15 protein-coding genes are annotated in these 16344 nt (G+C 74.4%); 11 read left to right on the forward strand and 4 right to left on the reverse strand.

The genetic code is table 11. From position 1 onward, the window contains the following. Window positions 1-33: 33 nt before the first annotated feature. Genes OG802_RS05690 through OG802_RS05710 form a run of 5 tightly spaced genes read left to right on the forward strand, consistent with a single transcriptional unit; the run spans window position 34 to window position 4496 of the window. Entirely contained in the window at window positions 34-1335 is a 1302-nt protein-coding gene (locus OG802_RS05690) for an MFS transporter (RefSeq protein ID WP_329407784.1), read from the forward strand. Then, the gene (locus OG802_RS05695; protein ID WP_329407786.1) at window positions 1332-2186 is read left to right on the forward strand and encodes a putative hydro-lyase; all 855 of its coding nucleotides are present in this window, start codon (window positions 1332-1334) and stop codon (window positions 2184-2186) included. The genes OG802_RS05690 and OG802_RS05695 overlap by 4 nt, the downstream gene beginning before the upstream one ends. Before the next feature lie 20 nt (window positions 2187-2206). After that, complete coding sequence (locus OG802_RS05700; protein ID WP_329407788.1) at window positions 2207-3001, forward strand: LamB/YcsF family protein; 795 nt, start codon at window positions 2207-2209, stop codon at window positions 2999-3001. Window positions 3002-3003: 2 nt separating this feature from the next. Then, window positions 3004-3630, forward strand: coding sequence for a 5-oxoprolinase subunit B family protein (locus OG802_RS05705; RefSeq protein ID WP_329416953.1), 627 nt, complete (start codon window positions 3004-3006; stop codon window positions 3628-3630). Further along, window positions 3627-4496, forward strand: a complete 870-nt coding sequence (locus OG802_RS05710; protein WP_329407790.1) for a biotin-dependent carboxyltransferase family protein — start codon at window positions 3627-3629, stop codon at window positions 4494-4496. The genes OG802_RS05705 and OG802_RS05710 overlap by 4 nt, the downstream gene beginning before the upstream one ends. A gap of 903 nt (window positions 4497-5399) precedes the next feature. Here the strand turns inward: OG802_RS05710 and OG802_RS05715 are convergent. Together OG802_RS05715 and OG802_RS05720 are read right to left on the reverse strand one after the other, a co-directional pair. Then, window positions 5400-6821, reverse strand: a complete 1422-nt coding sequence (locus OG802_RS05715; RefSeq protein ID WP_329407792.1) for a HEAT repeat domain-containing protein — start codon at window positions 6819-6821, stop codon at window positions 5400-5402. Window positions 6822-7132: 311 nt separating this feature from the next. Further along, on the reverse strand, window positions 7133-7540 hold the full coding sequence (locus tag OG802_RS05720) for an ankyrin repeat domain-containing protein (protein ID WP_329407794.1): 408 nt from the start codon (window positions 7538-7540) through the stop codon (window positions 7133-7135). A gap of 263 nt (window positions 7541-7803) precedes the next feature. On the opposite strand from OG802_RS05720, the gene OG802_RS05725 reads away from it, so the two are divergent. Both OG802_RS05725 and OG802_RS05730 read left to right on the forward strand, forming a co-directional pair. Further along, window positions 7804-7998 (forward strand): hypothetical protein, encoded by a 195-nt coding sequence (locus OG802_RS05725; RefSeq protein WP_069772012.1) that lies wholly within the window; start codon window positions 7804-7806, stop codon window positions 7996-7998. 40 nt (window positions 7999-8038) lie between these two features. After that, window positions 8039-10024, forward strand: coding sequence for a hypothetical protein (locus OG802_RS05730; RefSeq protein WP_329407797.1), 1986 nt, complete (start codon window positions 8039-8041; stop codon window positions 10022-10024). 231 nt (window positions 10025-10255) lie between these two features. On the opposite strand, the gene OG802_RS05735 is transcribed toward OG802_RS05730, so the two are convergent. Continuing rightward, complete coding sequence (locus OG802_RS05735) at window positions 10256-11752, reverse strand: SCO1417 family MocR-like transcription factor (protein ID WP_329407799.1); 1497 nt, start codon at window positions 11750-11752, stop codon at window positions 10256-10258. Between the two features lie 34 nt (window positions 11753-11786). Between OG802_RS05735 and yczE the strand changes: the two genes are divergently transcribed. The 4 genes from yczE (at window position 11787) to OG802_RS05755 (ending at window position 15362) form a co-directional block, all read left to right on the forward strand. Next, window positions 11787-12539, forward strand: coding sequence for a membrane protein YczE (yczE, locus tag OG802_RS05740; RefSeq protein ID WP_329407801.1), 753 nt, complete (start codon window positions 11787-11789; stop codon window positions 12537-12539). Beyond that, a complete protein-coding gene (locus tag OG802_RS05745; protein ID WP_329407803.1) occupies window positions 12536-13303 on the forward strand; it encodes a glycerophosphodiester phosphodiesterase in 768 nt (255 codons plus the stop codon). Before yczE ends, OG802_RS05745 begins: the two co-directional genes overlap by 4 nt. Window positions 13304-13355: 52 nt before the next feature. After that, window positions 13356-14708 (forward strand): MFS transporter, encoded by a 1353-nt coding sequence (locus OG802_RS05750; RefSeq protein WP_329407805.1) that lies wholly within the window; start codon window positions 13356-13358, stop codon window positions 14706-14708. 279 nt (window positions 14709-14987) lie between these two features. Next, the gene (locus tag OG802_RS05755) at window positions 14988-15362 is read left to right on the forward strand and encodes an RNA polymerase-binding protein RbpA (protein WP_020128921.1); all 375 of its coding nucleotides are present in this window, start codon (window positions 14988-14990) and stop codon (window positions 15360-15362) included. 419 nt (window positions 15363-15781) lie between these two features. Here OG802_RS05755 and fxsA read toward each other — a convergent pair whose 3' ends face one another. Further along, window positions 15782-16309 carry an FxsA family membrane protein gene (fxsA, locus tag OG802_RS05760; RefSeq protein WP_329407808.1) on the reverse strand — a complete coding sequence of 176 codons (528 nt, stop codon included), beginning with the start codon at window positions 16307-16309 and terminating at the stop codon, window positions 15782-15784. Between the last annotated feature and the right edge of the window lie 35 nt (window positions 16310-16344).

The following is a 16344-nucleotide window of genomic DNA, read 5'->3' on the forward strand; positions in this document are numbered from 1 at the left end:
CGGCACCCTCCGTCCTCCGTCAGCGAGGTGCACATGAGCACTCCCACTCCACCGCGGGCCCCGAGCGCCGAAGAACGGCCGACGGCGACCGGACCCTCACCCGACGACGGCGCCCTGGCCTGGCTGCGCGCCCTCGGACCGCGCGGCCGCCGCGCCTTCGCCGGCGCGTTCGGCGGCTACGCCCTCGACTCCTACGACTACTTCACGCTGCCCCTGAGCATGGTCGCGCTGGCCGCGTACTTCGGCCTGGACAGTGGCCAGACCGGCCTGTTCACCACCGTCACCCTGGTCGCGTCGGCGATCGGCGGCGCGGTGGCGGGCGTCCTGGCCGACCGGATCGGCCGGGTCAGGGCCCTGATGATCACGGTGATCACCTACGCGGTGTTCACCGTCGCCTGCGGCTTCGCGCCCACCTATGAGGCGTTGCTGGTGCTGCGGTCCCTCCAGGGGCTCGGTTTCGGCGGCGAGTGGGCGGTGGGCGCGGTCCTGGTCGCCGAGTACGCGAGCGCGCGGCACCGGGGCCGTACCCTCGGCGCGATCCAGAGCTCGTGGGCCGTCGGCTGGGGCCTCGCGGCGATCGCCTACACGCTGGTGTTCTCGTTCGCCGGCGACGACATGGCCTGGCGGATCATGTTCTGGACGGGTGCGCTGCCCGCCCTGCTCGTCGTGTGGATGCGACGCCGGGTGCAGGACGCGCCGCAGGCCGCGGCGACCCGGGAACGCAGCGCCCGGAAGGGCTCGTTCCCTGCGATCTTCAAGGGTCCGCTGCTGCGGACGACGCTCTTCGCGGGCCTGCTCTCCACGGGCGTGCAGGGCGGCTACTACACCCTCGCCACCTGGGTGCCGACGTATCTGAAGTCGGAACGCGGACTCTCGGTGGTCGGCACCGGCGGCTATCTGACCTTCCTGATCTCGGGCGCCTTCCTCGGCTACCTCACCGGCGGATATCTGACCGACCGGCTGGGCCGGCGCCGCAACATCTGGCTGTTCGCCCTGCTGTCGGCGGTGTGCGTCCTGGCGTACGCCAACATCCCGAGCGGCGCGGACACCCTGCTGCTCGTCCTCGGCTTCCCGCTCGGGTTCTGCATGTCGGCCATCTTCAGCGGCTTCGGGTCCTTCCTGAGCGAGCTGTACCCGGCGGCCCTGCGCGGCACCGGGCAGGGCTTCACGTACAACACCGGCCGCGCCGTGGGCGCGGTCTTCCCCACCACGGTCGGCTTCCTGGCCGACAGCTGGGGCGTCGGCGGCGCACTGACCTTCGGCGCGATCGGCTACGCGATCGCCGCCCTGGCGCTGCTGGGCCTCCCCGAGACGCGCGGCAAGGAGCTGGAGTGAACCGTCCCCTCGTCACGCGGGACCGCCGTCCGCCCTCGGACGGGGACCGTCCCGTCGCGCTCGCCGAGCCGCACGCGCACGCGTGGAGCCCCGAAACCGCCCGGGCCCGCTTCCGGGCGGGCCTGGCGGGCCCCACGGCCGGGATCGCGGCGGGCCACACGCAGGTCAACCTGATCTCGGTGCCCGTGGACTGGGCCTACGACATGCTGCTGTTCTGCCAGCGCAATCCGAAGCCGTGCCCCGTCCTCGACGTCACGGACGCCGGCTCCTGGACGACCGTCCTGGCCGAGGGTGCGGACCTGCGCACCGACCTGCCCCGCTACCGCGTGTGGGCGGACGGCGAGCTGGTGGACGAGCCGGCGGACGTGCGCGCGTACTGGCGTGAGGACCTGGTGTCGTTCCTGATCGGCTGCAGCTTCACGTTCGAGTGGGCGCTGTCGGGGGCGGGCGTGCCCATCCGCCACCTCGAACAGGGGCGCAACGTCCCGATGTACGTGACCGACCGTCAGTGCCGTCCGGCGGGGCGGCTGCACGGACCGATGGTGGTGTCGATGCGTCCGGTGCCGCCGGGGCGCCTGGCGGCCGCCATCCGGGAGAGCAGCCTGCTGCCCGCGGTGCACGGCGGCCCCGTACACTGCGGCGATCCGTCGGGGCTGGGCATCGCCGACCTCGGGCGGCCGGACTTCGGCGATCCGGTGGACGCCGAGCCCGACGACATCCCGGTGTTCTGGGCCTGCGGGGTGACCCCCCAGGCCGCGGTGACGGCCTCACGCCCGCCGTTCGCCCTCACCCACGCCCCGGGACAGATGTTCGTCACCGACGCCCGCGACGAGCAGTACCGCGTGGCCTGACAAGGAGATACGAAGGAACCATGACCGGGACGCCCGTGACGACCGCCTCGCCCGAGACGACCGCCATCGACCTGAACGCCGACCTCGGGGAGGGGTTCGGCCGCTGGCGGCTGACGGACGACGAGCACCTGCTGTCCGTCGTCACCAGCGCCAACGTGGCCTGCGGCTTCCACGCGGGGGATCCGGTCACCATGCGGCGGGTGTGCGCGCTGGCGGCCGAGCGCGGCGTGACGATCGGCGCGCAGGTCTCCTACCGGGACCTGGCCGGCTTCGGCCGGCGCGCGATGGACGTGCCGGCCGAGGAACTGGCGGCCGAGGTGGCCTACCAGATCGGCGCCCTGGAGGTGTTCGCCCGGGCGGCGGGCGCGCGCGTGGCGTACGTCAAGCCGCACGGCGCGCTCTACAACCGGGTCGTGCACGACGAGGAGCAGGCCGGCGCGGTGATCGCCGGGGTGCTCCTCGCGGACGCCTCGCTGCCCGTGCTCGGGCTGCCCGGTTCGCGCCTGCTGGACCGGGCCCGGGAGGCGGGGCTGCCGGTCGTTCCGGAGGCGTTCGCGGACCGCGCGTACACCGAGCAGGGCACGCTGGTGCCGCGCGGCCGGCCCGGCGCCGTGATCAGCGACCCGGAGGCCGTCGTGGCGCGGTCGGTGAGCCTGGCCCGCTCGGGCCGGGTCGACTCCCACGCGGGTTCCTCCGTCGCCGTACGCGCGCGTTCCCTGTGCCTGCACGGCGACACGCCCGGCGCGGTGGAGCTGGCGCGCCGGGTACGCCGCCGGCTGGAGGAGTCGGGCGTCCGGGTGGAGGCCTTCGCGTGAGCATGCGTGTGCTGCCCGTCGGGGACGACGCCCTGCTCGTCGAGGTCGCGTCGGGCGAGCAGGCCGAGGCCCTGCACGCGGAGCTGCTGCGTCGCCGTGCGGCGGGCCTGCTGCGGGCGCGTGAGATCGTTCCGGCGGCCCGCACGGTCCTCCTGGACGGCCTGAGCGAACCCGGGCGGGTGGCGTCCGAGCTCGCGGTCGCGGACGTCCCGCCCGCTCCCCCGCGCGAGCACACGGTGGTGGAGATCCCGACCCGCTACGACGGTCCCGACCTGTCCGTGGTCGCGGCCCACTGGGGTGTGCGCGCACAGGACGTGGCCCGTATCCACGCGGCCGCCGAGTTCCGGGTCGCCTTCTGCGGGTTCGCGCCCGGCTTCGGCTACCTGACGGGCCTCGCGCCCCGCTACGACGTCCCCCGCCGGGCGACCCCGCGCACGGCCGTGCCGGCGGGCTCGGTGGCGCTGGCGGGGCCGTACACGGGCGTGTACCCGCGCTCGTCGCCCGGCGGCTGGCAGCTGATCGGGCGCACGGACGCGGTGCTGTTCGACCCCGCGCGCGAGCCGGCCGCCTTGCTGTCGCCGGGCACGCGCGTGCGGTTCGTCCCGGTCGGCCCGGCGGGAACGGCATGAGCGACCGCGCACTGGTCGTCGTCCGCCCCGGGGCGCTCACCACGGTGCAGGACCGCGGCCGCCCCGGGTACGCGCACCTCGGGGTGCCCCGGTCCGGGGCGCTCGACCGGCCCGCGGCGGCCCTCGTCAACCGACTGGTGGGCAACCCGGCCGACGCGGCCGTCCTGGAGACCACCCTCGACGGCTGCGCCCTCGGACCGCGCTCCGACGTGACCGTGGCCGTGGGGGGCGCGCCGTGCCGGGTCGCCGTGGACGGCCGGCCGGTCGCCTGGGGCGCCCCCGTGCGGGTGCCCGCGGGAGCGGTGCTGGACGTGGGACCGGCCCTGAGCGGGGTGCGCGGATACGTCGCCGTGGCCGGCGGCATCGCCGTCGAACCCGTCCTCGGCAGCCGCTCCACCGACCTGCTGTCCGGTCTCGGCCCCGCGCCGCTCACGAACGGCACGGTCCTGCACCTGGGGCGCGAACTCGCCCCGTACGCGCGCGTGGACGTCGGTCCTCAGCCGGCGCCCCCGGCCGAGCTGGTCCTGCGGGTGACACCCGGCCCGCGCGCGGACTGGTTCACCCCCGAGGCCCTGCGGGTCTTCACGTCCCGGACGTTCCGCGTCTCCTCGGCGAGCAACCGGATCGGGCTGCGCACGGAGGGGCCCGCGCTGGAGCGTGCCGTGGACGGCGAGCTGGCCAGCGAGGGCATGGTGCTGGGCGCCGTCCAGGTGCCGCCCGCGGGCCGGCCGGTGGTCTTCCTCGCCGACCACCCGACCACCGGCGGCTACCCGGTGATCGCGGTCGTCCGCGCGGCCGACCTCCCGGCCGCGGCGCAGGCACGTCCCGGGACACCGGTCCGCTTCGTGGCCGTGCGCAGACGGTGACACCGGCACCCGCTCACCGACGAGGCCGCGGGGCCGCCCGTATCGGGTGAGCCCGCCGTCAGCCCGCGCTCTCGCGGTCCCGGCACGCCGGGCACTCCGGCTCCCACCCGGGCAGCGTCCGGCCGTCGCGCCGAAGTGAACAGCGCTCCGTCGCGGCGACCCGGCACCGCCGGACGTCAGTAGGCCGACGGCAGCGCTCGCGCACCACACGCGCGTGAGGACACGCCTCGTCGGCCCACAAGGGGAGAGCGAGGGTGGGAGAGCGAGAGAGGAGACCGGGTGCGCCCGTGCGTCACCCGCGCGGTGCCCGCGCGCCTCGGCCGACGGGGCTCTCCGACGCCGTGCGCGGCGGGAGCTGCGGCTCAGGCGGGCACTGGACGCGCGGCGGTGCGAGGCGCCGGGCGCCGCGGCCTCGGGCCGGCGCGGGAGCTTCGGCGGGACGGTCGGCTCCGGCCGGCGGCGTACAGAGGAGCAGCGCCTGTCGACGGTGTCCGCGCCCTGCGGGGGTCTCACGCGCGGTGTCACGCACCGCGCGCGGGCCGGATGCTTTCCGCCCGACGTCCGACGCCCGACGTCCGACGGGGCTCACGCGCGGGGTGTCACGCACCGCGCGCGGGTCGGACGGTTTCCGGTCGACGGCCGACAGGTCGCGCGCCCTCCGCCCGTCGGTCACCCGCAATACGCCCGCCGGGCGGGCCGCCGCCGGGAGTGCTCGGGCGCCGGCCTGGCCCGCGGCCCGACGTCCGACGGGGCTCACGCGCGGGGTGTCACGCACCGCGCGCGGGTCGGACGGTTTCCGGTCGGCGGCTGACGGGTCGCGCGCCCTCCGCCCGTCGGTCGCCCGCAGTACGCCCGCCGGGCGGGCCGCCGCCGGGAGTGCTCGGGCGGCGGCCTGGCCCGCGATCACATGGCGGATGCCGCGTCGGGTCCGATCCGGCTCCGTACGGCCGTCTGGACCTCGGCCTCCTCGGCGGGGTCGGCGGCGAGCCGGCGCAGCCGCTCCACGACCCGGGCGTCACCGGTCTCGGCGTGGCGGGCGGCGATTTCTCGGGTGCCCTCCTCGCAGTCCCACAGGCATTCGACGGCGAAGCCGGTGGCGTAGGAGGGGTCGGTGGCGGCGAGGGCGCGGGCGCAGCGCCCGCGCAGATGGGACGAGGCGGTCTCGCGGTAGATGTGGCGGAGCACGGGCGCCGCGCAGGCGATGCCGAGCCGCCCGGCGCCGTCGACGAGGGTCCACAGGGTGGGCGCGTCGCAGCCCTCCCCGCGCACGGCCTCGCGCAGGGCGCCGAGGACCAGTTCCCTGTCCTTCGCGCCGCCCCGGCAGGCGAGCATGCGGCCGGCGGCCGCGCCGAGGGCGTCGGGCCGGTGGACCCAGCCCCGGGCCCGGTCGACGGCGGCGACGCTGCGCATGCGTTCGAAGGCGTCGACGGCGGCCTCGACGACGGTCGCCGAACCGGCGGCGACGGCCTGTTCGACGAGGAGGAGGGCGTCCGGGTCGTTGCAGTCGGCGAGGTAGCGCAGGGCGGTGCACCGGGCGCCGTCATCGCCGTCCTTGGCGGCCTGCACGATCTCGGGACGGTCCTCCGGGCCCGCCACGGCGGACAGGCAGCGGGCGGCGGGGACGTGGAGCGCGGCTCCGCGCTCGAAGCCCTGCTGCGCCCATTCGAACACGGCCCGCACGCTCCAGCCGGGCCGTGGTCCGGTGGGACTCATCTGGCGTTGCCAGCGGTCGAAGCAGCCGGCCTCGTGTGCGGCGCGCACGCGGGCGGCGATGTACTCGCGGGGGTCTTCGGCCCACAGCCGCCAGGGCCGTGGCTCGAAGGCGTCGCGTACGGCGGCGGCGAGTTCGGCCTCGCCCTCCGCGTCCGTGGCGAACCTGGCGAGCACCGGTGCGGCGAGGGCGCGCAGTCCGGCGTCGTCGTCGCGCAGGGCCAGCTCGTCCAGGGCCCAGGCCCAGTTGGCGCCCGTGGCGGCGTATCGGCGCAGCAGGTCGAGGGCGTCGCGCCTGCCGTAGGAGGCGAGGTGGCCGAGGACGGCCAGGGCGAGGCCCGTGCGTGACTCCTCGGTGTCGAAGACGTCCTCGACGTCGAAGAGATGGGCCTCGATCTCGTCCAGCTCGCCGTTGAGGTCGAGGTAGAGACGGGCGTAGTAGAGGGAGCGGTTCTCCACCTGCCAGTCGTGGCGGGGATCCCGCTGCACACAGTGGTTCAGCGCCGCGAGCGCCTCGGCGCGCGGGGCGGTGAGCGCGTGCAGTGTGCCGTCGCCGCGGCCCCTCTGGAGCAGGCCGAGCAGCGTACCGCTGGGCGCTATGACCGGATCGAACATGGGAAACAGCCTCACATCAAGCGTCGACGCAACCGGGGGACGTGCATTACCTGGCCGCGTGACAACACGTCGGGGCGCCCGCCGTTTCCTGCTTGCTGTAGACCATCTTCCTCTGCCTCTCGTCGGTGGCCCATGCGGACCGCGTCACGGCCCGCGCGGTGCGGCAACACCTGCCCAGCCATCGCGTCCGTGAATCACGACGTCATGATGACCCGGCTGTTCTGCCTGCCGCGACCGAAATTTCCGGCGGCCTCGTACCGCCTCCCCCGTGGTGGTCGATTTACCCGGTCACAACCTCTTCGCCGGACTGCTCACGAACGGTCCGCCCGGCGCGCGCCGAACAGGTCGAGCAGCTCCGTCCGGTCGAACATACGGGCCGTGTCGACGGCCGACGGCGTGCCCTGCGAGGGGTCGGCGCCCGCCTCGATCAGGGCCTCGGCGACGTCCGTCTCCCCCTTGAACGCGGCCCCGGCGAGCGGGGTCTGGCCGCGGTCGTTGATGCGGTCCGCCTCGGCGCCGCGGGCCAGCAGGGCCCGGACCGCGTCGGCGTGGCCGTGGTACGCGGCGAGCATCAGGAGCGAGTCGCCGCGGTCGTTGGTGAGGTTGGCCGGGACGCCCGCGTCGACGTACGCCACGAGCTCCTCGGTCTGTCCCCGGCGGGCCAGATCGAAGATCTTGGTCGCCAGCTCCACGACCTCCGGGTCGGGGGCTTCGGTCATCGGCCGGACCGCCTCTCGCTGCTGCCGTTCAGGTGAATCGCCAGCGTACTGGCTCGTCGGTCACCTGGCCGGTGCGGTACGCGGCAAAGATCACCTGAGCCCCTTTTCACCGCAATTCTCCTGCTCGGGCAGCCCACCGGACGTGCCGCCGCCTGGGGGAAATCAGCCGCATTTCACCCAGTTGCACCTTTTATCGTATGGATACATCCTGTGAGCCTGGAAGTACTCATGGTGACTGTCCCCCGCGAACCAGGAGAAACCAAATGATCCTGTCCATGTCAGGCGTGGTCCTGCTCGGCATCGTCGTCTTCCTCTTCTTCCGCAAGGACGGCCTGAAGGGGTCGCACGCCATCGTCTCGGCCCTGTTCGGGTTCTACATGGCCAGCACGGCCATCGCCCCGAGCATCAAGGCCGGCGGCGAGAGCCTGGCCAGCCTCCTCGGCGGCATCAAGTTCTGACGCCGCACGTCCCGTCCGCACGCACCTCCAGGAGACAGCAGTGGCCCGGCGCCCCCTCCCCCGCATCCTGAGCACAGGCAGCGCACAGATCGCCCGGAGCCGGGAGCTGGCCCGCACGGCGGCCGACAGTGCCACCGATGTCCTCCATCCGCTGATCACGACGACCCGCGGACTGCGCCGCCTGGCCTCGGCCGGACGGCGCAGATGGACCGAGACCCCCAGGGACAGACGCGGTCCGCTGCTGTTCCTGGCGGCCTCGGTGATCCTGGTGGTGGTGCTCGTGCCGTACGGCCCGCTGCTCGCCGTCGTCACCCTGACGTCGGCGGCGGCCTGGCAGGGCAGGGACCGCACCCCACCGGCTCCCGACGGCCCTGACGAATCGCAGATCGAGCGACTCCAGGTGCTGTACGAGGCTCTCGTCCCGCACTTCTCGACGGCCGAAGACCCGTCTCCCCTCTACGTCCACGGCGGCGACTGGGAGACGGTCTTCCCCACCCAGGAGTTCGACGACTCGGGCCGCATGGCCCACCTGGTGATCCGCTATCCGGCCTACTTCCCGGACGGCGAGGCCGCCTCACGCGCGCGGATCGAGCAGTTGCTCGCCGCGAAGTCCGGCCGCGGCCGCGAGTACCTCTTCGTCTGGGACGAGGAGGGCAACGAGCTCACGGTCAGCGTCCTGTCCCCGCTGCCCACCGACATCGCGGCCCAGCGCTTCGTCTCCGCGCCGGGCGAGACGGTCCTGGGCTTCACGGACCCCTCCCGGGTGCAGCGCACCCTCCCGCTCGCCTTCGGCACGGACCACCGCGACGTCCCGCCGGTCGTGTGGCGCACCGGCATCCGCTCCACCGAGCCTCACCTGCTGGCGGTCGGCCACCCGGGCAGCGGCACCTCGACCCTCCTGCGCTCCATCGCCCTCCAGGCCCTGCAACACGGCGACGTGCTGATCGTCGAGGGCGGCGGGACGGGCGAGTACGCCTGCCTGGCCGGCCGCGAGGGCGTGCTGGGCGTCGAGATCGGACTCGACGGCGCACTGGCCGCGCTGGAGTGGGCGACCGGCGAGACCGAGCGCCGGCTCGTCGCGGCCAACGAAGCCCGCCAGGCGGGATATCCGGCGCCGCAGGACGCCAAACGCCCGCTGTGGATCCTCCTGGACCGCCCCACCGCCTTCACCCACCTGGCCGAGGCCGAGGGCCGCAAGGATCCGCAGTCCCTCCTCCAGGTCCCGCTGCGGCACGGGCGCGCCGCAGCCGTGACCGTGGTCGTGGCCGAGCAGTTCGACGCCCTGGACTCCCTGAGCGAAGCGGTGTGCCGGCACACCCGCGCGCGGGTCACCCTCGGACCCGCCCCGGCGGAACAGCTGACGGCGGTGCTCGGAGCGCCCCCGCACACCACCCCGGTCGACGATCTCCCGCCGGGTCGCGGCTACGCCCGGCTGGGCTCCGCGCCGGTCCACCGCCTCCAGGTCCCGGCCACGCCGGACCCGTACGACGACGCGACGAGCGACGCGCACCGACAGGCCGTGCTGGACCTCCTCCCGCCGCGCACCGCACCGGCCGGCGCCGAGACGGCGTCCGGCACAAAGGCTCCCGTCGAGACGGACGCCCCGGCCGAATCGGCCACCGCCTCCGGCACCGAGACGGCGGACGACACACAGACCACGCCGGACGACCGGGCGGGCACGGGCGCCCCGGTGGATCCGGAAACCCCGGAGGACCCGGAGACCTCGAAAGGTCCGGACGACGTTCAGGTGTCCGACGGCGGGTGGAGCGGCGGGGCGCCGACGCCGGCACCGGTCGGCACCGCCGTCCCGAAGATCATCGTCACGAAGACCGCACCGCCGCCGCCCAGCGCCCCGCCCAGCACCCCGCCGGCCCCGGCCCCGCCCGCCACGGCTCCGCAGACGGTGACCGCGCGGACGGCCGGGCCCACGCGGACGGCCGCCCCGGAGACGGCGCTTCTGGAGCGGCCCGTCCTGGAGCCGGCGCTGCCGGAAGCGGCCGTGGCCGAGCCGGCCGCCGCGGAGTAGCGAAGCAGCCGGACGCCGGCCGGTCGGGCCGGGCCGAGGGCGACTGCGCCCCAGCCGACTCGGCCCGCGCACCGCTCGGGCCCGCGCACCGCACCGGCCCGTCCTCCGGGCCCTCCGGTCCGGCCCCCGTCCCCGGGGCCGGACCGGAGGGCCCGGCATTCGCCGACCCGCCCCGGCCGCTCCCCCGGCTCCCCCGACTCCAGGGCCTCCCCCGTCTCCCGCGCCCGCCGGCTACGCCACGAAGGTGCGCGGTCCCTCGCCGCCCGCCGCGCCTCCGCTCTCCACGATCCGCGCGGCGGCGGCCAGGCGCGTGGCCGCTTCGTCCGCGACCGCGCCGCCCACGGTGAACGGCAGCCGGACGTACCCCTCGAAGGCGCCGTCGACCCCGAACCGCGGGCCGGAGGGGACCCGCAGCCCGACCCGCTCCCCGGCCTCGGCGAGCCGGGACCCGGACAGTCCGCCGGCCCGCACCCACAGGGTCAGTCCGCCCTCGGGGACGGTGAACTCCCACTCCGGCAGCTCCCGTCGCACGGCGGCGACCAGGTCGTCCCGGTTGCCGCGGGCCTGGCGGCGGCGCAGCTCCACGGCCTGCTCCCAGCCCCCGGTGCTGAACAGCCAGTTCACCGCCAGCTGCTCCAGCACCGGTGTGCCCAGGTCGGCGTAGGCGCGGGCGGCCACCAGGCTGCGGATGACGTCCGGAGCGGCCCGTACCCACCCGATGCGCATGCCGGCCCAGAAGGCCTTGCTCGCGGAACCGACCGTGATCACGGTCGAGCCGCCGGGGTCGAAGCCGCACACCGGGCGCGGCATCGCCACGTCGTCGAGCCACAGTTCGCTCATGGTCTCGTCGGCGACGAGCACCGTGCCGGCCGAGCGGGCCGCCTCCACCAGCCGGCGGCGCTGGTCGTCGTCGGCGAGCGCGCCGGTCGGGTTGTGGAAGTCGGCGACGACGTAGGCGATGCGCGGTGCGGCGTCGCGCAGGACCTGGCGCCAGCGGTCCATGTCCCAGCCGGCCAGGCCGTCCGCCATCGCCACGGGCACCAGCCGGGCGCCCGCCTCGCGCATGAGCTGGAGGATGTTGGCGTAGGAGGGCGACTCGACGGCGATGCGCTCGCCCCGTCCGCCGAAGAGGTGGCAGATGGCGTCGATGGCCCCCATGGCGCCGGTGGTGACCATGATCTGCTCGGGCATCGTCGGGATCCCGCGCGCGCTGTAGCGGTCGGCGATCATCGCGCGCAGCGCGGGCAGGCCCGCCGGATAGTCGCCGTGCGTGTGGGCGTACGGGGGCAGTTCCTCCAGTGCGCCCTGCACGGCCCGGGTGAGCCAGGGTTCGGGGGCGGGCAGGGCCGCACAGCCCAGGTCGATCACGGACCCCAGGGACTCGGGGGGCAGCGGTTCCAGGCCGCGGGCCGGGACGGGATTGCCCGCGGGCACGGCCGTCCAGCTGCCCGCGCCGCGCCGGGACTCCAGGAAGCCCTCGGCGCGCAGCGCCTCGTAGGCGGCGGCGACGGTCGTACGGCTCACGGAGAAGGCGAGGGCCAGTTCCCGTTCGGCGGGCAGGCGGGCCGCGACGGGGACGCGGCCCTCCAGCACCAGCAGCCGGACGCCGTCGGCGAGCGCGCGGTAGGCGGGCGGGCGGCGGGCGCCGGGCCCGGCCGGACGGTCCTGCTGGGACTTCAGGAGCCGGGCGAGCTGTGCGGCTCCCACCGCAGAGGTCCACTGCGCCATGTCTACCAGTCCACCTTCCCCGAATTGGCCATGGATGCGGTGTGCTTCCACGCCACAGAGTGTCACGAGTCAGGCCACTGCCACCACCAGGGGGGACCCCTTGTCCGAGTCGTCACCGCAGGAGCGGTCCGCGCGGGAGCCGAGCGGCCGCGTCGTCCGCAGGCTGCTCCAGCTCTACGCGGGGCTCGTCCTCTACGGCGCCAGCTCCGCGCTGCTCGTGCAGGCGGGCCTCGGCCTGGAGCCGTGGAACGTGCTGCACCAGGGCCTGGCCGAGCTGACCGGCCTGTCGATCGGCGTCGTGTCGATCGGCGTGGGCGCGGCGGTGCTGCTGCTGTGGATCCCGCTGCGTCAGCGGCCGGGCCTCGGCACGGTCTCCAACGTGTTCGTCGTCGGGCTCGCGATGGACGGCACCCTGGCGTGCGTCCCGGAGGCGCGCACGCTGGCCGCGCAGGCACCGCTGCTGGTGGCCGGTCTCGTCCTCAACGGCGTGGCCACCGGCCTGTACATCGCGGCCGCCTTCGGGCCGGGCCCGCGGGACGGGCTGATGACCGGTCTGCACCGGCGCACGGGCCGCTCGGTCCGCCTGATGCGGACGTCGGTGGAGGTGGCCGTGGTGGCCACCGGTTTCGCCCTCGGCGGCACGATCGGCGTCGGCACGCTGCTGTACGCGGTGACGATCGGACCGCTCGCCCAGTTCTTCCTGCGCGTCTTCGCCCTTCCCGCGGCGTCCGGCGGCAGCGCGGTCGTTGCCACCGGGACACCGGGGGGAGCGATACTGCGACCGTGACCAGCCTCGAACGCCATCCCTACCTCGACCATCCGGGGCCCATCCCGTTCGCGCACCGCGGCGGGGCGGGGGCCGGGCGGGAGAACACCGTGGCGCAGTTCCGGCGTGCGGTGGAGACGGGGTACCGCTACATCGAGACGGATGTGCACACCACGCGTGACGGCAGGCTGGTGGCCTTCCACGACACCACGCTGGACCGGGTCACCGACGGCGCGGGCCGTATCGCCGACCTGCCGTGGTCGCAGGTGAGTCACGCGCGCGTGGGGGGCCAGGAGCCCGTGCCGCTCTTCGAGGAGCTCCTGGAGACGTTCCCCGAGGTGCGGTGGAACGTCGACCTCAAGGCGGAGCCCGCCCTGCGCCCTCTGCTCGACCTGATCGCCCGCGCGCGGGCGTGGGACCGCGTCTGCGTCGGCTCGTTCTCGGAGGCGCGCGTCGCGCGGGCCCAGCGGCTGGCCGGGCCGCGCCTGGCGACGTCGTACGGCACCAGGGGCGTTCTCGACCTGCGGCTGCGGTCCTGGGGCCTGCCCGTGTGGCCGCGCCGCTCGGCGGTCGCCGCGCAGGTGCCCGAGGCCCAGTCGGGCATCCCCGTGGTGGACCACCGCTTCGTGCGCGCCGCGCACGCGCGCGGGCTTCAGGTGCACGTGTGGACGGTCAACGATCCGGATCGGATGCACCGGCTCCTGGACCTGGGCGTCGATGGCATCATGACCGATCACATCGACGCGTTGCGCAAGGTCATGGAGGACCGGGGCGTCTGGGTCTGACCTCGGGCCCACCGCCCGCACGCGACTCCGGCACCGGGAAGCGAGGGCGCGGGTGGGCATCGAGACCGTGCGGACGGCGACGTCCGGCGAAGAGGCCGACAGCCGGCGGCGCGAGCAGCGCGGCTGGTACTTCTACGACTGGGCCTGCTCCGTCTACTCGACGAGCGTGCTCACCGTGTTCCTGGGCCCGTACCTGACCTCGGTGGCCAAGGCGGCGGCGGATCCGGACGGCTACGTGCATCCCCTGGGCGTTCCCGTCCGGGCGGGTTCCTTCTTCGCCTACTCGGTGTCCCTGTCGGTGATCGTGGCCGTCGTCGTGATGCCGCTGGTGGGTGCGGCCGCCGACCGCACCGGCCGCAAGAAGCCGCTGCTCGGCGCGGCCGCCTATACGGGCGCCGCGGCGACGACCGCGATGTTCTTCCTCGGCGGCGACCGGTATCTGCTGGGCGGGGCGCTGCTGATCGTGGCCAACGCGGCCCAGTCGGTGGCGATGATGCTCTACAACTCCTATCTGCCGCAGATCGCCCCGCCGGAGGAACGCGACGCCGTCTCCTCCCGGGGCTGGGCCTTCGGCTACGCGGCCGGGTCGCTGGTCCTCGTCGTGAACCTGGTCCTGTACCTCGCCCACGACTCCTTCGGCGTCTCGGAGTCCACGGCCGTCCGCATCTGCCTGGCCTCGGCCGGACTGTGGTGGGGCGGTTTCACGCTGATCCCGCTGCTGCGGCTGCGCGACCGGCCCGTCGCCGCGCGGGCCGAGGCGACGGCGCCGGGGCTGCGGCAGCTCGCCGCGACGGTGCGCGACATGCGCCGTCATCCGCTGACCCTCTCGTTCCTCCTGGCCTATCTCGTCTACAACGACGGCATCCAGACGGTGATCTCCCAGGCCTCGGTCTACGGCTCCGAGGAGCTGGGCCTGGGCCAGTCCACGCTGATCGGCGCCGTCCTGCTGGTGCAGGTGCTGGCGGTGGCGGGCGCGCTGGGCATGGGGCGGCTGGCCCGGACGTACGGCGCGAAGCGGACGATCCTGGGCTCGCTGGCGGCCTGGACGCTCACCCTGGGCGCGGGCTACTTCCTGCCGGCCGGCGCGCCGGTGGGGTTCTTCCTGCTCGCGGCCGCCATCGGGCTGGTCCTCGGCGGCAGCCAGGCCCTGTCCCGCTCCCTGTTCTCCCATCTCGTCCCGCCCGGCAAGGAGGCCGAATACTTCTCCGCGTACGAGATGAGCGACCGGGGGATGAGCTGGCTCGGCCCGCTGCTGTTCGGGGTCACCTACCAGCTCACCGGCAGCTACCGGGACGCGATCGTCTCGCTCGTCGCCTTCTTCCTGATCGGATTCGTCCTGCTGGCGCGGGTACCCGTACGGCGGGCGATCCGCGACGCGGGGAACCCGTTGCCCGAGAGGATTTAGCACTCAAGGCGAAAGGGCGGTAGTGTACGCGTTTGGCCTGCCAGGCGTACCGTTACTGCGCGTCAAAGATGCCGAAACGCTGGGTGACATCTCCTTTCAGATGTGACAAACCGGGCGCCGGTGGGTACTGCACTGGTTGACAAGGCTGCGGCTACGACGGCGACGCACGACCCGTAACGGACTCGGATCGGGAATCTTTACCGCCGCCCGGACGTTGACCGGATGACGACGACAGCGACACACCTGTCCTGTGGGCGACAAGCCCGGGAGGCACGATTCATGAGTGAGCGAGCTCTTCGCGGCACGCGCCTCGTGGTGACCAGCTACGAGACGGACCGCGGTATCGACCTGGCCCCGCGCCAGGCCGTGGAGTACGCATGCGAGAAGGGGCATCGGTTCGAGATGCCCTTCTCGGTCGAGGCGGAGATTCCGCCGGAGTGGGAGTGCAAGGTCTGCGGAGCCCCTGCACTTCTCGTCGACGGCGACGGCCCTGAGGAAAAGAAGGCCAAGCCCGCGCGTACGCACTGGGACATGCTGATGGAGCGGCGGACCCGCGAGGAACTGGAAGAGGTCCTCGAGGAGCGCCTGGCCGTTCTGCGGTCCGGGGCGATGAACCTTGCGGTACATCCCCGCGACAGCCGTAAAAGCGCGTAGCTCCTGAGGGGCTGCGCCGGCTTCACAGCGCACGACAACGACCGCGGGCGCCGTACGTGATCCACGTACGGCGCCCGCGGTCTTCGTGCTGTCCGGGCCCGGAGCCGTTGCCCGAGCGCGGCACCCGTCCGCATCCGACGCGCGCACCCGGAGCCCGAGGCTGAGCCGACCCCCACGCCGATCCCCACGCCGGTCCCCAGGCCCGTCCGAAGCTCGCCCCGAGCCCGAGCCCGAGCCCGAGCCCGAGGCTGAGCCGACCCCACGCCGGTCCCACGCCCGTCCGAAGCTCGCCTCGAGCCCGAGCCCGAGCCCGAGCCCGACGCCCGAGCCCGAGGCTCAGCCCGATGCCCGATGCTCAGCCCGACGCCCGACACCCCTCCGAAGACCGGGGCCGGGTCAGCAGCCCTGGGGGCTTGGGCTCACTGCTCGTCCCTGATGACCTCGCCCTGGACCACCTTGCCGTCGGGGCGGTGGATGCGGGCCTGCTGGAACGCGTCGCCGAGGGTGCCCGGCGTGCCGGCGGCCTCGCGCAGCTTGCGCTCCCCGAAGCCGCCGACCGCCTTCTGGACCGGCGGGAGCAGCAGGAGCAGGCCGATCGCGTCGGAGGCGAAGCCCGGGATCATCAGCAGAAGACCGCCGAGCATCATGAGACCGTTGCCGCCGCTGCGCGGGGCGGAGCCGCGCTGGAGCGCCTCGTTCAGGTTCTGGAAGGCCCGCCGCCCCGCACGCTTGATCACGACGCCGCCGAGCACGAACCCGGCGACGAGGATCAGGAGGACCACCGGGCCGCTCGTCGCGCCCGCGACGACGGTCAGCAGCCAGATCTCCAGCACCAGCCACGCGGCGAGGCCCAGCGGCAGGAACGTCCGCAGGCGGGAGCGGCGGGGCTGGGGACGGCGGGGCTGGGCGTCGGTCGGGTACGCGCGGATCGGAGAGCCAGTCGTCATGCCTCCAGTGTGCCCGGACGCGGCTCAGAGCGGCA

It is taken from the genome of Streptomyces sp. NBC_00704 (assembly GCF_036226605.1).
GTDB lineage: Bacteria > Actinomycetota > Actinomycetes > Streptomycetales > Streptomycetaceae > Streptomyces.